The following is a 15348-nucleotide window of genomic DNA, read 5'->3' as shown; positions in this document are numbered from 1 at the left end:
TCTGAGAGCGTCAATTTTATTCCATATAGGGAATAAGATTTCTATATATGGAAAACAAGGAGAGGATTGGGTTAGTCGATTGATTTTAAAGAAAGTGCTGACTGTTACAACGGCTTTTCGAGGTAAGGGGCCAGGCTGAAGCCAAGGGCGGGAAAATACCATGGGAGGATGAAAAGCCTTTAAACAACAAGGTAATGAAGAGGCTGAATATCTAATATTTGCTGTTTTGTGCGAGCTCGGTGAAGGCCAGACGTTTGGCTGATTTACGTCGATGAGTGGTTGCCGGGGCAGGGGCTGAAAGGCGTCCGTGTACCGCTAAAGTCTAAAGCTATCGGCTTTGCGTTTTGTGTGGCTGTGTTCGATCATTTGATCATCAAGTGATTTGATTGATCATTTTCTGGGAGAGGTATCCGCAGCGTTGGCTTGCTCGGATGCACGCAATGCCCGACCACCACGACGAGTCCGAGGATTCGCGTCGGCGGTACAACAATATCCCCGCCAAGCGGGTAACGATCAGGAGTGCGCCATGAAGCCGTCTTACACCCTCCGTCCTCTTTGCGCGGCGCTGTCCAGGCCGCTGGTGCCGGCAAGCGCGCTGGTGCTGTCGCTGGGCGCGTCAGCCGCCCAGGCCGAGACCATCACCGTCGCCACCGTCAACAACAACGACATGGTGATCATGCAGAGCCTGACCGAAGCGTTCGAGAAGGCGCATCCGGACATCACCCTCGACTGGGTGGTACTGGAAGAGAACGTGCTGCGTCAGCGCATGACCACGGATATCGCCACCCAGGGTGGCCAGTTCGACGTCATGACCATCGGCAGTTACGAGGCCCCGATCTGGGCCGAGCGAGGCTGGCTCGAGCCGCTGGATGATCTGCCCGAGAGCTATCAGGTCGATGACCTGCTGGGACCCGTGCGCGATGGCCTGAGCCACGAAGGCAGCCTCTACGCGCTGCCGTTCTACGCCGAAAGCTCGATGCTCTACTACCGCAAGGATCTGTTCGCCGAGGCCGGTATCGAGATGCCCGAGCAGCCCTCCTGGAGTCAGGTGCGCGACTGGGCAGAAGCCCTGCATGACGACGACGGCGAAGTGGCCGGCATCTGTCTGCGTGGCAAGCCGGGCTGGGGCGAGAACATGGCCTTCGTCTCGACCTTGACCAACACCTTCGGCGGTCGCTGGTTCGACATGGACTGGAACGCCCAGATCGACAGCCCGGCCTGGCAGGAGGCGGTCGCCTTCTACGTCGACCTGCTCGACAACTACGGTCCGGCCGGTGCCAGCTCCAACGGCTTCAACGAAAACCTGGCGCTGTTCTCGCGCGGCAACTGTGCCATGTGGGTGGACGCCACCTCGGCGGCGGGCAAGCTGTTCGATGCCGATGAGTCCCAGGTCGCTGACCAACTGGGCTTCGCCCCGGCGCCGGTGGCCGAGACCCCCAAGGGCTCTCACTGGCTGTGGGCCTGGGCGCTGGCCATTCCCGCTTCTTCGGATGCCAAGGATGCGGCTCGTCAGTTCGTGACCTGGGCCACCTCGCCGGAGTACGTGGCCCTGGTCGGCGAGCGTGAAGGCTGGACCAGCGTGCCCCCCGGCACCCGCCAGTCCACCTACGACAACGCCGAGTACATCGAGGCCGCGCCCTTCGCCAGCTTCGTGGTCGACGCCATCAGCAAGGCCGACCCGCTCGACTCGAGCCTCGAGCCGAACCCCTACGTGGGCGTCCAGTTCGTCGGCATCCCCGAGTTCCAGGCCATCGGCACCCAGGTCGGCCAGATGGTGGCCTCGGCCCTGACCGGCGAGACCAGCGTCGAGCAGGCGTTGTCCGCCGCCCAGCGGGCTACCGAGCGCACCATGAAGCGCGCCGGCTACACCGACTGAAGCTCGTTCGCGGGCCGGCCTCCACGGTCGGCCCCTGGCTCCGATCGCCTGCGGACTTACCCCGCAGGCCTGACCAAGCGTGATCCCCCATGAACAAGAACCGTACTTCCGGGCGCACCGTCGGAGGGCTTCGCACCCTCTCGCTGCAGGCGCCGGCCGTTACTCTGCTGCTGCTGTGGATGATCGTGCCGCTGGCGATGACCGTCTGGTTCTCGTTTCAGCGCTACAACCTGTTGATGCCGAGCATGACCGGCTTTGCCGGTTTCGAGAACTACGAATACCTGCTGACCGACCCGGCGCTGTGGTCGGCGATGGGCACCACCCTGCTGCTGGTGGGCTGGGTACTGGCCATCACCGTGGTCGGTGGCACCCTGCTGGCGGTGCTGTTCCAGCAGGACTTCATGGGGCGCGGCGTCGCCCGAGTGCTGGCGATCTCGCCGTTCTTCGTGATGCCCACGGTCAGCGCCCTGGTGTGGAAGAACATGATGATGCACCCGGCCAACGGCGTATTCGCCTGGCTCGCCGAGAGCCTGGGGCTGCCGGCGATGGACTGGTTCTCGAGCCTGCCGCTGACCTCGATCATCATCATCGTGTCCTGGCAGTGGCTGCCCTTTGCGCTGCTGATCCTGCTGACCGCGATGCAGTCGCTGGACGACGACCAGGTCGAGGCTGCGCGCATGGATGGTGCGGGCCCGGTGGCGATCTTCTTCTACATCACCCTGCCGCACCTGAAGCGTGCCATCAGTGTGGTGGTGATGATCGAGATGATCTTCCTGCTGACGATCTTCGCCGAAATCTTCGTCACCACCTCGGGCGGACCGGGGCTGGCCACCACCAACCTGGCCTACCTGATCTACATCCGCGCGCTGCTCGACTTCGACGTGGGCACCGCCTCCGCCGGCGGCGTCATCGCCATCATCCTGGCCAACATCGTCGCCATCTTCCTGGTGCGCATGGTGGCCAAGAACCTCGAGCAGTAGCGCCTTGCGGCCGCTGACGACCCATCGACCAACAACAAGCTGACGAGGTGCACCACATGACCACCACCACTACCACCGGCGACAGCGTCAAGGCGCCGGTCGCCGACGCCGGGCGAGATGCCTCGGCCCTGCGCGCCCAGCGCAGGCGCAAGTTCGGCATCACCCTGCTGGGCTGGGGCGTGGCCCTGATCATCTTCTTTCCGATCTTCTGGATGATCGTCACCGGCTTCAAGACCGAAGCCGAGGCCATCGCCGATCCCAGCCTGATCTTCACCCCGACGCTGGAAAGCTATGTCGAGGTACAGGAGCGGGCCGACTATCTCAAGTTCGCCTGGAACAGTGTTGTCGTTTCCTTTGGTTCGACCCTGCTGGCGCTGTTGATCGCGGTGCCCTCGGCCTATGCCATGGCCTTTTTGCCGACCAAGCGCACCAAGGGCACCCTGCTGTGGATGCTGTCCACCAAGATGCTGCCCTCGGTGGGTGTGCTGGTACCGATCTATCTGCTGTTTCGCGACTTCGGCCTGCTCGATACCCGAATCGGCCTGACCATCGTCTACACCTTGATGAACCTGCCGATCGTGGTGTGGATGCTTTACACCTTCTTCAAGGACCTGCCCAGGGAGATTCTGGAAGCGGGCCGCATGGACGGTGCCAGCACCTTCCAGGAGGTGTGGTATCTGCTGCTGCCGCTGACCCTGCCGGGGATCGCTTCCACCGGATTGCTGTCGGTGATCCTGAGCTGGAACGAGGCCTTCTGGAGCCTGAACCTGACCACCTCTCAGGCGGCGCCGTTGACCGCTTACATCGCTTCCTTCTCCAGCCCCGAGGGACTGTTCTGGGCCAAGCTGTCGGCGGCCTCGACCATGGCCATCGCGCCGATCCTGATTTTTGGGTGGCTCACGCAAAAGCAAATGGTCCGTGGTCTGACCTTCGGCGCGGTGAAGTGAGCGAACTGATCGACGAGAAGCTTCGGCTGGCGCTCTTCACAAGCCCAAAAGCAGATGGTCCGTGGCCTGACCTTTGGCGCGGTGAAGTGACCGAGCTTCGGCGCGATGAAAAAACCGATCTTCGGCGCGGTGAACGACGCACCGGCAGACAGATATTTCAGGCGGCGCCGAGGCGCCCCTGACAGAACTTCGAGGACAACAAGATGGCAACACTGACACTCAACCAGGTGGTCAAGAGCTTCGGCGACACCCACGTCATCAAGGGCGTCGATCTGGAGGTCAAGGACCAGGAATTCGTGGTCTTCGTCGGCCCGTCCGGCTGCGGCAAGTCGACCCTTTTGCGGATGATCGCGGGACTCGAAAGCACCAGTGACGGCGATATCGTCATCGACGGCCAGCGGGTCAATGACCTGGGGCCGGCGGAGCGGGGGCTGGCCATGGTGTTCCAGAGCTATGCGCTGTACCCCCACATGACGGTGGAGGACAACATGGGCTTCAGCCTCAAGCTGGCGGGGGTGTCCCAGCAGGAACGCCGCCAGAAAGTGCTGGACGCGGCGAAGATCCTGCAGCTGGAGCCGCTGCTCGAGCGCAAGCCCAAGGCGCTTTCCGGCGGTCAGCGCCAGCGTGTGGCGATCGGCCGCGCCATCGTGCGCAACCCCAGCATCTTCCTGTTCGACGAGCCATTGTCCAACCTGGACGCGGCGCTTCGGGTACAGATGCGCATCGAACTGGCGCGTCTGCACGAAGAGCTCAAGGCGACCATGATCTATGTGACCCACGACCAGATCGAGGCCATGACCATGGCCGACAAGATCGTGGTGCTCCAGGGCGGCGTGGTGGAACAGGTCGGCTCGCCGATGGAGCTGTATCACCATCCGCGCAATCGTTTCGTGGCGGGGTTCATCGGCTCGCCCAAGATGAACTTCCTGAAGGTCGAAGCCGTTGCCGGCGACGCCCAGGGGGTCGAGGTGCGTGTGCCGGGCGGCGATACCGTCAAGGTGCCGGTGGAAGGTGACGAGGTGGCCCAGGGCCAGGCGCTGGAGCTCGGCATCCGTCCCGAGCATCTGATGCTCGACGACCAGGGACCGCTGAAGGCCAGCGTCAGCGTGATCGAGCGGCTGGGCGGACAGACCTCGCTGTACGTGGAGATGGACGGCGACTTGCTGACGCTGATGGTGGATGGCGACGTGACCCACCGGGTGGGAGATGAGATCCGCTTCGGCTTCGAGCCGGGCCGGGCACATCTGTTCGGTGAGCAGGGTCTGGCGCTGGCAAGCCTGGAGCGTCACCCGCTGGCATCTCTGACCCGCCAGGACAATCGTGCCGCCAGTACCGCGGAAGCCTGAGGAGCGACCATGACGACCCTGATCTTCGACTGCGATGGCGTGCTGGTGGACAGTGAGGTGATCGCCGAGGCGACCCTGGCCGAGCGGCTGGCCGAGTGGCTACCCGACCTCGACGTCGAGGCGGCCCTGAATGAAGCCCTGGGCCGCACCACCGCGGCGATTCTCGAACTTCTCGACGGCCAGAGCGCCCACGCGCTGCCCAAGGACGCGCTGGCCCTGCTCGACGACGAGATCGAAGCCCGCCTCGCTCGCGAACTCACCGCCATCGATGGCGTGGCGCAGGCGCTGTCGGCGATTCCCGGTGCCAAGGCGGTGGTCTCCAACAGTCGTCGTCAGCGGGTCGTCGCCTCGTTGTCGCGCACTGGTCTGGATCAGGTGCTGGGCACGGCGCCGATCTTCTGTGCCGAGCAGGTCGACAAGCCCAAGCCCGATCCCGGCGTCTACCTGCTGGCCGCCGAGACCCTGGGGGTCAGCCCTGGTGCCTGCCTGGTGGTCGAGGACTCCATCGCCGGTGCCAGCGCCGCGCTGGCCGCCGGCATGACGGTCATCGGCTTCGTCGGGGCAAGCCATCTGCCCGCCGATCACGCCGAACGGCTGAGCCAACTCGGTGTGTGGCAGGTGATGACCCATATGGCGCAATTGCCCGCCCTGGTGTCCAACTGGCAGCAGCGTCAGCAGGCCAGCGCATGAAAGACGGCTCTGTTGGCCCGGTGGCGGGCAAGCTCCAGGACAAGACCGCCGTGATCACCGGTGGTGCACGCGGGATCGGGCTCGCCATCGCCCGGCGTTACGCTGAGGAGGGCGCGCGCGTGGTGATCGCCGATCTCGACAGCGAGGCCATCGACGAGGCGCTGGAAGGTTTCGACCGCGAGCGTGCGATGGGTACTGCGCTGGATGTCCGCGACAACGCCGCCATCACTGTTATGGTTCGAAAGGTAGAGAAACGTTTTGGCGCTATCGACGTGCTGGTCAATAATGCGGCGGTATTTGGCATGGCGCCGGTGCTCGAGGTGGATGAGGCCGACTTCGAGCGCCAGTTCGCGGTCAACGTCAAGGGACTGTTCTTCACCCTGCAGGCGGTGGCCAGGGCCATGGTCGAGGCGAAACGTGGCGGTGTCGTCATCAACATGGCCTCCCAGGCCGGGCGGCGTGGCGAGCCTCTGGTCAGCACCTACTGCGCCACCAAGGCAGCGGTGATCAGTCTGACCCAGTCCTGCGCGCTGGACCTGATTCGCCACGGTATCCGTGTCAACGCTATCGCCCCGGGGGTGGTCGATACCCCCATGTGGGACGAGGTCGATGCCCTGTTCGCCCGCTACGAGGGACGCCCCCTCGGCGAGAAGAAGCGACTGGTCGGCGAGGCGGTGCCCTGTGGCCGCATGGGGCGACCGGACGACTACGCCGGCGCTGCGGTGTTTCTGGCCAGCGCCGACAGCGACTATGTCATCGCCCAGACCCTGAACGTCGATGGCGGCAATTGGATGAGTTGAGCCACGGGCACGAGCGAGGTGACAGATGACCCCCACCATGGAAGCGATCGCTGACGAACTGCTGACGCGCAGCGAGGGCAGGGCGCGCTATATCGTTGCTCTGGCCGGCCCGCCGGGGGCCGGCAAGTCCTTTCGCTCCGCCTGGCTGGCGCGTCAGCTCAACGAGCGGCAACCCGGCGTCGCTGAGGTGGTGCCCATGGATGGCTATCACTTCGACAACGGCGTGCTCGAATCGCAGGGGCTGCTGCCCATCAAGGGCGCGCCGGAAACCTTCGATGTGGATGGCCTGCGCCATGACCTGGCGCGGCTGAAGCGAGCCGACCGGGACGTGGCCGTACCGGTATTCGACCGACCGCTGGACCTGGCGCGTGCGGGCGCCCGGGTGATCACGCCCGGTCATCGGGTGCTGATCGTCGAGGGCAACTACCTGCTGCTGGATCACGGGCCCTGGCCGGCGCTGGCGGACTACTTCGACTTCAGCCTGTTTCTCGAGGTCGCCGATACGGTGCTCGAGCAGCGATTGATCGAGCGCTGGCTCGGCATGGGCCAGGACCAGGCCGGGGCCATCGCCAAGACCCGGGACAAGGACATGCTCAACGCGCGCCTGATCAAGACCCGCTCGATCACCGCCGATCTCCACTGGCACTAGCCAATCCCATTTTTGGAAAGCGGCTCTGCTTTCTCATTGTTCATCTGGCGGAGAGCCTTCATGACACGACTTTGCAACGCGGAACTGGCTGGCCTCGCTCCGCATCTCTCGGTGCCCAGCTACGATCGTCGGGCGCTGACACCGGGAATCGCCCATTTCGGCGTCGGCGGTTTTCATCGGGCCCATCAGGCCATGTACCTGGATCGTCTGATGGAAGCCGGGCAGGCCCATGACTGGGGTATCGTCGGCATCGGCGTGATGCCAGGCGACAAGCGCATGCAGGAGGCGCTGGCCAGCCAGGACCACCTCTATACCCTGGTGGTCAAGCATCCCGATGGCGCGCTGGAACCCCGCGTCATCGGTTCGATCATCGATTACCGCTTCGCGCCGGACGACCCCGAGGCGGTGATAGAGACCCTGTCGGACCCGACCATCCGGATCGTCTCGTTGACGGTGACCGAGGGCGGCTACAACGTCCACCCGGTCACCGGCGAGTTCGATCTCGATGCCGCCGAGGTGGTGTATGACCTGTGCAACCCCGAGCGTCCGCGTACCAGTTTTGGCCTGATCGTCGCGGCGATCGAGCGCCGGCGCGAGCGCGGCATCCCGCCCTTCACGGTGATGTCCTGCGACAACATCCCGGGCAACGGCGAGGTAGCGAGGCGCATGTTCACGGCCTTTGCCTACGCTCGTGATCGCGCGCTCGGGCAGTACGTCGAGGCGGAAGTGCCTTTCCCCAGTTCAATGGTCGATCGCATCACGCCGATGACCACGCCGGGCGACATCGAGGAACTTTCCGAGCGCTTCGGACTGGAAGACGCCTGGCCGGTGATCTGCGAACCCTTCACCCAATGGGTGCTGGAGGATCATTTTGCCAGTGACCGACCGGCGTTTGATGAGGTCGGCGTGCAGCTGGTCGAGGACGTCGAGCCCTACGAGCTGATGAAGCTCAGGTTGCTCAACGCAGGCCACCAGGCGCTTTGCTATGTCGGCTACCTGGCCGGCTATCGTTACGCCCATGAGGTCTGTCAGGACCCGCTGTTCATCGACTTCCTGCTTGGCTACATGGCCGAGGAGGGCAGCCCGACACTGCCTCCGGTCCCTGGCGTCGATCTCGATCAGTACCGGCACACCCTGATCGAGCGCTTCGCCAATCCCGAGGTGAGAGACACGCTATCGCGACTCTGTGCTGAAAGCTCGGACCGAATCCCGAAGTGGCTATTGCCGGTCATTCGTCACCAGCTCGAACACGGCGGTGAACTCAAGCGTTCTGCCGCGGTGGTGGCAAGCTGGGCGCGCTACGCCGAAGGCGTGGACGAGCAGGGCCAGCCCATCGCGATCGTAGATCGCTGGAAGGATCGGCTGACCGAGCTCGCCGGTTCCCAGCGCGAGCACCCCACCGCCTTTATCGAGAATCGTGAGCTGTTCGGGGATCTCGCCGACTCGCCGCGCTTCGTGGTGGCCTACGTCGAGGCGCTGAAGCTGTTGCAGGACAAGGGCGCCAGGGCGACCCTGGAGGCGCTGGCGTCCTGACCCACCGCTGAGCGCGTCGGCTTCGACGCACCGTGTCGATGCGCCAACGAGGAATCTTTTCATGTATCTCGGTGTGGATTGTGGCACCCAGAGCACCAAGGTGGTGGTGGTGGATCTGGCGCGTGGCGCCACCACCGGCGAGGCCAGTCGACCCCACCGCATGATCGAGGGCGCCAGGGGACGGCGCGAGCAGGACCCGGCACAGTGGATCGAGGCCTTTATCGGCGCCTTCCGCGCGGCGATCGCGTCGGCCGGTGTCAGCGCCGGCGATATCCGAGGCATCGGTGTCTCCGGCCAGCAGCATGGCATGGTGGCGCTGGATGCCAGGGACCAGGTGCTGTACCCGGCCAAGCTGTGGTGCGATACCGAGACCCATGCCCACAACCAGGCCCTGATCGGCGCTCTGGGCGGGGAAGAGGGCTGCCTGGCGCGGCTCGGCCTGGTGCCTCAGACCGGCTACACCGCCTCCAAGGTGGCCTGGCTGCGCGAGCATCATCGCGACATCTATGATCGCGTGGATGGCGTGCTGTTACCCCACGACTACCTCAATCTGTGGTTGACCGGCGAGCGTGTCAGCGAGGCGGGAGACGCCTCGGGTACCGGTTATTTCGATAGTCGCCCACGGCGCTGGAGTCCTGAGGTGTGGCAGTTGATCGCCCCTGAGCTGGACCCGGCCCGGGTGCTGCCAAGACTGATCGAGTCCCGCGACACGGCAGGGCAGGTCCGGCCGGTGCTGGCCCGGGAGCTGGGGCTTTCCCCTGGCGTCGCGGTCGCCAGCGGCGGCGGAGACAATATGCTCGGCGCCATCGGCACCGGCAACATCGTGCCGGGCAAGGTGACCATGAGCCTTGGCACCTCGGGCACCGTCTGCGCCCACTCCGATCACCCGGTGCTGGCCGATTCGGCCATGGTCGCCAACTTCTGCGCCAGCCACGCGGGCTGGCTGCCGCTGGTCTGCACCATGAACACCACCTCGGCCACCAATCGCGTGCGTGAGCTGTTCGGTCTCGACCTGGCGGGCTTCAACCAGGCCCTGGCCCAGGCGCCTGTCGGCGCCGATGGCGTGACGGTCTTGCCGTTCTTCAACGGCGAAAGGGTACCGAGCCTGCCCGAGGCCAGCGCCTCCTTTCTCGGCCTGACCAGCCGCAACACCAGCCCCGCCCATCTGTGTCGCGCGGTGGTGGAGGGCGCTACCTTCTGTCTGCGCTACGGCCTTGACCTGATGGGGCCGCTGGCCGACCAGGCACGCCAGATTCGGCTGATCGGCGGCGGCGCCCACAGCGCCGCCTGGCGCCAGATGGTGGCGGACATCACCGCCACCGAGGTGGTGTGCCCCCGGGTGACCGACGCCGCCGCGCTTGGCGGCGCCATCCAGGCGGCCTGGTGTGCCAGGGAGGGCGAGCTGGACGAGCTGTGTCAGACGCTGGTGCAGCTGGATGAAGGCTCCCGGGCCGAGCCCGACGCAGGCCGAGTCAAGCGCTATGGTGAGGTCTACCTGGGCTGGCTGGTCGCCCTCGATCGTCTGCATGGATGACAGCTGAGGCGCTTGCATAAGTGACAGCTGAGGCTCTGCCGGCTAGCGTTGGAGCAAGTCGGGCCAGCCCGCTCGTCTCAATGCCGTGCAGCGAGGACGCCATGCCTATTCCACCGCCATCGTCACCTTTACCGTCTGATTCGCCCACCTCACCGCCCGGCGCTTCATCCTCTGCTCCGTCCGTGGGCGAGGGCGCCACCAGCCCTGCCCAGCGCGAGATCCTGGCCCTGGGGGCGCTTGCGCTGTCTCGGACGATCCATGCACGAGAGCTTAGTTGCCGCGAGGTGATGGACGCCTACCTGGCACAGATCGACGCGGCCAACCCGGTGGTCAACGCCATCGTCTCTCGCCGAGACCACGAGGTGCTGATGGACGAGGCCGGGGAGCGCGACCGCGAACTGGCGGCGGGGCGCTCTCGCGGCTGGCTCCACGGCATTCCCCAGGCGATCAAGGACCTTTCGGCCACGCGTGACCTGCCGACCTCGATGGGCTCGCCCTTGTTCAAGGGTCAGGTGCCGCAGCAGGACGGCATCATGGTCAGGCGGATGCGCGAGGCCGGCGCCATCTTTGTCGGCAAGACCAACACGCCGGAGTTTGGCCTCGGTTCCCAGACCTACAACCGCGTCTTCGGCGCGACCCGCAACGCCTTCGATCCCGCCCTGTGCGCCGGTGGCTCCAGCGGCGGGGCCGCTGCCGCCCTGGCCATGCGCATGCTGCCGGTGGCCGATGGCAGCGACATGATGGGGTCTTTGCGAAACCCTGCCGCCTACCACAACCTGTTCGGGTTGAGGCCTTCCTTCGGTCGCGTTCCCCATGGTCCAGGCCCTGATATCTTCGGCCATCAGCTGGCCACCGAAGGGCCCATGGCGCGCAGCGTCGGCGACCTTGCCAGGCTGCTGGCGACCCAGGCCGGGGCCCACCCCCGCGCTCCCCTGTCACTCGCCGATGATCCCGAGCGTCTCGCCGATCCGTTCGATGACGCTGACGCGGCGTCGGGCCTGCGTATCGGCTGGCTCGGCGACTGGCAGGGCTACCTGGCGATGGAAGAGGGTGTGCTGGACGTCTGTCAGGGGGCGCTGTCGGTGTTCGAGCGCCTCGGTGCTCGGGTCGAGCCGGTGGTGCCGGAGATGGCACCCGAACGGCTGTGGCAAAGCTGGCTGGTGCTGCGCCAGTGGGCGGTGGCGGGCAGTCTGTCAGAGGTCTGGGCCGACGATAGCCGTCGTTGCCAGCTCAAGCCCGAGGCCTGCTGGGAGGTCGAGCAGGGCATGGGCCGAACGGCGCTGGATGTGCACCGTGCCAACGTCGAGCGCAGTGCCTGGTACGCCTGCCTGCTCGGACTGTTCGAGCGCTTCGATGCGCTGGCCCTGCCCAGCGCCCAGGTATTTGCCTTCGACGTCGACACACCCTGGCCCGGGCAGATCGCCGGGCGCACGATGGACAGCTACCATCGCTGGATGGAGGTGGTGATCGCCGGCTCCCTGTCGGGGTGCCCGGTGATCAATCTGCCCGCAGGCTTCAACCCGCGCGGCCAGGCCATGGGCGTCCAGCTCATCGCTCCCCATCGTCGTGATCGCGACCTGCTGCGCTGGGCTCATGCCTTCGAGCAGGCCGCTCCCGACTGGCTCGCGCGCGAGCCCGAATGGCGTACGCCCGGGGCTCACCCGCCGCGTTGAGGCCCCGTCGCGCCACGTTGCCGGGCGGGGCTCAGCCCTGCCATACCTCAGCGACCAGGCGGTAGCTCTCGAGGCGATCCTCCAGGGCATAGGTGTCGGTGTTGATCATCAGCTCATCGGCCTGGGTGCGTTCGAGCAGGCGCTCCAGACCGTCGCGCACCGTCGCCGGGCTGCCGATCACCGCGGCGCCAAGAAACCCTTCCACCTGGGCGCGCTCCATGGAACTCCAGTCCAGCGTCGCCACCGGTGGCCGGGCGCGTCCGCGCTGGCCGCGAATCAGGCCCAGAAACTTCTGCCTTGCGGTGCTGGCGAGGTAGTCGGCGCGCTCGTCCGTAGCGGCGGCCAGCACCGGCAGACCGACCATGGCGTAGGGCGCCGCGAGCACCTCGGAGGGGCGGAAGTCGCGGCGATAGATGGCCAGCGCTTCGTCGAGCTGGGCCGGGGCGAACTGGGCGGCGAAGGCAAAGGGCAGCCCCTTGTGGGCGGCCAGCTGGGCGCTGTACAGGCTCGAGCCCAACAGCCAGATCGGTACTCGGGTGCCCTGGCCGGGCACCGCCCGGACCCGCTGCTCCGGTCGGGCCTCGCCAAGAAAGCCTTCCAGTTCGGCCAGACGCTGGGGGAAGTCCTCGACGCCAGCGTGTGGATCGCGGCGCATCGCCGCCATGGTGGCCGCGTCCGAGCCCGGAGCCCGGCCCAGCCCCAGATCGATGCGGCCCGGATAGAGCGTCTCCAGGGTGCCGAACTGTTCGGCGATCACCAGCGGTGGATGGTTCGGCAGCATGATGCCGCCGCTGCCCACGCGGATGCGTGAGGTCTTCTCCGCCAGGTGTCCGATCAGTACCGAGGTCGCCGCGCTGGCGATCCCCTCCAGCCCATGATGTTCGGCCAGCCAGTAGCGGGTGAAGCCAAGCGATTCGCTCAGGCGGGCGAGGGCAACGCTGTCGTGGAAGCTGTCGGCGACGGTGCCTCCATCCCGGATCGGCGCCAGGTCCAGGACCGAAAGGGGCGTAGTGTCGAGACGGGCCATGGGGCTCTCCTTCTTTTGGGCCGGGCTTTTGGCCGGGAAAATTCGTACCTGAGGCGACGAATTTGGCGGATGTTTTGCTGCGCCGACTGGCGGGTGGTGGATTCCGCTGTCTTGGTGGCGAACTTCACTATGATGTCACCGAGGTGCCTCATCGGTGCTTCGACTCTCCAGTGGCAGTCCAGTGTCAGCTTAGTGCCAAGCCGGATCGGTGGGCTGCCCGGGGATGATAGATAACAACCTAACGGTTATCAAAGTACGGGTCTGCAAAGGCTGCTCGGCGAATGCCCGGGCAGAAGCGTTCGATAAGGAGCGTCCGAGCGTGGTCTTCGCCGGAGCGGCGCTGCACAGGCCTTCCAACAAGCAGTCGAACAAAAGGAAGGCGATATGCAACGCAATGAAGGACAGCGGGTCTTTTACGTCTCCGCGATCATCATCCTGATCCTGGTGGCCCTGGGGGCCATGTTCCCTGAAGGTTTCGGCGAAGTCGCCAGTCGCGCCCTGGGAGGCGTATCCCACTATTTTGGCTGGTTCTATCTGCTGTCGGTCACCGGCATCGTGGTATTTCTGCTCGGCCTTGCCGTGAGCAAGTACGGCAAGGTGCGCCTGGGGCCGCAGGACGGCAAGCCAGAATACGGCTTCTTTTCCTGGGTCAGCATGCTGCTTGCTGCCGGCTTCGGGGTTGGCCTGGTGTTCTACGGCATGGCCGAGCCCATGACCCACTATATTGCACCACCCTACGCCGACATGACGCCGGAAAGCGCGGAGTCGGCCCGCTACGCGATTCAGTACAGCTTCTTCAACTGGGGGATTCATCAGTGGGCGGCCTTCGCCCTGGTGGGCTTGATCATCGCCTACTACCAGTTTCGCAAGGAGCAGGCGGGCCTGGTGTCGGTGGTGCTGCGTCCGCTGACCGCCAAGCGACCTGGGCTGCGCAAGTTCAACGGCGCCCTGGACGTCTTTGCCGTGGTGGCTACGGTGATGGGGGTGGCGACCTCGCTGGGGCTGGGCGTGCTGCAGACCAACGGCGGCCTGCACGCGGTGTTCGGCATCCCGGAGAACGGCCTATGGCAGTTCATCATCCTGTTCTGCATGTTCCTGGCCTACATGGCGTCCACCTGGTCGGGCCTGGACAAGGGGATCAAGCGACTGTCCAACCTCAACATGATCATGTGTATCGCCATGATGGTCTACGTGCTGGCCACCGGCCCCACCATCAAGCTGCTGGAGACCATCACCCTGGGACTGGGCGACTACCTGCAGAACTTCTTCGTGATGAGCCTGCGCATGTCGCCCTACAACGATAATCCCTGGGCCCAGAACTGGACCATCTTCTACTGGGCCTGGGTCATCGCCTGGTCGCCCTTTGTCGGCACCTTCGTGGCGCGCATCTCCAAGGGGCGCACCATCAAGGAGTACGTGTTCGGCGTGCTGTTCGTGCCGCCACTGCTGGCCTGCCTGTGGCTGGGCGTGTTCGGTGGCACCGCCATCCATATGGAGCTGGCCAACGAGGGCCTCGGCCTGGCCCAGGCGACCCAGGACAACATCACCGTGGCGCTGTTCGAGATGTTCGATCTGATGCCCTTCTCGGGACTCTTGTCGGTGATGGCGATGATGCTGATCTTCATCTTCCTGGTGACCTCGGCAGACTCGGCGTCCTATATCGTTGCCCAGATGACCGACAACGGCTCGATCAATCCTCCCCTCTACAAGCGGGTGCTGTGGGGTGTGCTGATCGCCGCCATCTGCCTGACGCTGATCGCCGCTGGCGGCCTCAAGGGACTGCAGTCGGCATCGGTACTGTCGGCGCTGCCGTTCACCTTCATCCTCTACATGATGGTGATCGTACTGGTGAGAGAGCTGCGCAAGGATCGCAAGCTGATGCTCGACGGTCTCTATCAGCACTACCGCGAGATGCCGGTCGGTGCAGACGCCTTCGAGGCGCGTGACCAGGCCAAGACCGAAGGCATGGAGCCCCCCGAGGAAGCGCTGAAAATGGATGACAGTGAGGAGGGTGGCTCCAGCGAGGCGATGGCCACACCGAAACCGCAGTAACCACTAGTGGCGGTCGGGCTTCGATCACCCGTCTCTGATAGCCCCGGCTGGTAAGGGACAGGCGGAGCCAGACCTGACCGCAGGAAACCAGAAGGCCCGCCCCATGGCGGGCCTTCTGCTATGTCGTCAACTGACGGCGCTATTGGAGGCACTATTTCCGACACTATTGCCGGTACCCCAGGGTGCCGGCATTTTTTTGTGCCGAATCGAATATTCGCCTACCGTGATGGAGAGTCCGACT

Annotated in this window: 12 protein-coding genes; 11 read left to right on the top strand and 1 reads right to left on the bottom strand. The window is 65.0% G+C overall.

Annotated features, from left to right (window positions below; all coding sequences use genetic code 11):
• Window positions 1–526 precede the first annotated feature (526 nt).
• From EBB56_RS07320 to EBB56_RS07275, 10 genes are all read left to right on the top strand, one after another.
• A complete protein-coding gene (locus EBB56_RS07320; protein ID WP_124803574.1) occupies window positions 527–1876 on the top strand; it encodes a sugar ABC transporter substrate-binding protein in 1350 nt (449 codons plus the stop codon).
• Between the two features lie 89 nt (window positions 1877–1965).
• The gene (locus EBB56_RS07315) at window positions 1966–2856 is read left to right on the top strand and encodes a carbohydrate ABC transporter permease (protein WP_124803572.1); all 891 of its coding nucleotides are present in this window, start codon (window positions 1966–1968) and stop codon (window positions 2854–2856) included.
• Window positions 2857–2912: 56 nt separating this feature from the next.
• Window positions 2913–3803: a carbohydrate ABC transporter permease gene (locus tag EBB56_RS07310; RefSeq protein ID WP_124803570.1), complete on the top strand. Its 891-nt coding sequence runs from the start codon at window positions 2913–2915 to the stop codon at window positions 3801–3803.
• A 203-nt stretch (window positions 3804–4006) separates the two neighbouring features.
• On the top strand, window positions 4007–5149 hold the full coding sequence (locus tag EBB56_RS07305) for an ABC transporter ATP-binding protein (protein ID WP_045991259.1): 1143 nt from the start codon (window positions 4007–4009) through the stop codon (window positions 5147–5149).
• 9 nt (window positions 5150–5158) lie between these two features.
• Window positions 5159–5839 (top strand): HAD family phosphatase, encoded by a 681-nt coding sequence (locus EBB56_RS07300; protein WP_045991258.1) that lies wholly within the window; start codon window positions 5159–5161, stop codon window positions 5837–5839.
• Window positions 5836–6639, top strand: coding sequence for an L-iditol 2-dehydrogenase (locus EBB56_RS07295; protein ID WP_124803568.1), 804 nt, complete (start codon window positions 5836–5838; stop codon window positions 6637–6639). The genes EBB56_RS07300 and EBB56_RS07295 overlap by 4 nt, the downstream gene beginning before the upstream one ends.
• 25 nt (window positions 6640–6664) lie before the next feature.
• A complete protein-coding gene (locus EBB56_RS07290) occupies window positions 6665–7288 on the top strand; it encodes a nucleoside triphosphate hydrolase (protein ID WP_108132238.1) in 624 nt (207 codons plus the stop codon).
• 60 nt (window positions 7289–7348) lie between these two features.
• The gene (locus EBB56_RS07285; protein ID WP_124803566.1) at window positions 7349–8821 is read left to right on the top strand and encodes a mannitol dehydrogenase family protein; all 1473 of its coding nucleotides are present in this window, start codon (window positions 7349–7351) and stop codon (window positions 8819–8821) included.
• A 61-nt stretch (window positions 8822–8882) separates the two neighbouring features.
• Window positions 8883–10355 (top strand): xylulokinase, encoded by a 1473-nt coding sequence (gene xylB, locus EBB56_RS07280; protein ID WP_124803564.1) that lies wholly within the window; start codon window positions 8883–8885, stop codon window positions 10353–10355.
• 101 nt (window positions 10356–10456) lie between these two features.
• On the top strand, window positions 10457–12028 hold the full coding sequence (locus EBB56_RS07275) for an amidase (RefSeq protein WP_124803562.1): 1572 nt from the start codon (window positions 10457–10459) through the stop codon (window positions 12026–12028).
• Window positions 12029–12059: 31 nt separating this feature from the next.
• Here the strand turns inward: EBB56_RS07275 and EBB56_RS07270 are convergent, their stop codons facing one another.
• Entirely contained in the window at window positions 12060–13055 is a 996-nt protein-coding gene (locus tag EBB56_RS07270) for an LLM class flavin-dependent oxidoreductase (protein ID WP_045991252.1), read from the bottom strand.
• Window positions 13056–13439: 384 nt separating this feature from the next.
• Here EBB56_RS07270 and EBB56_RS07265 point away from each other — a divergent pair, with 384 nt between their 5' ends.
• Window positions 13440–15107, top strand: coding sequence for a BCCT family transporter (locus tag EBB56_RS07265; RefSeq protein ID WP_083970190.1), 1668 nt, complete (start codon window positions 13440–13442; stop codon window positions 15105–15107).
• Window positions 15108–15348 lie beyond the last annotated feature (241 nt).

This window comes from Halomonas sp. YLB-10 (genome assembly GCF_003856855.1).
Lineage (GTDB): Bacteria > Pseudomonadota > Gammaproteobacteria > Pseudomonadales > Halomonadaceae > Halomonas > Halomonas litopenaei.
Note: the sequence above shows the minus strand (reverse complement) of the source record. Positions and strands in the feature narration are given on the sequence as shown.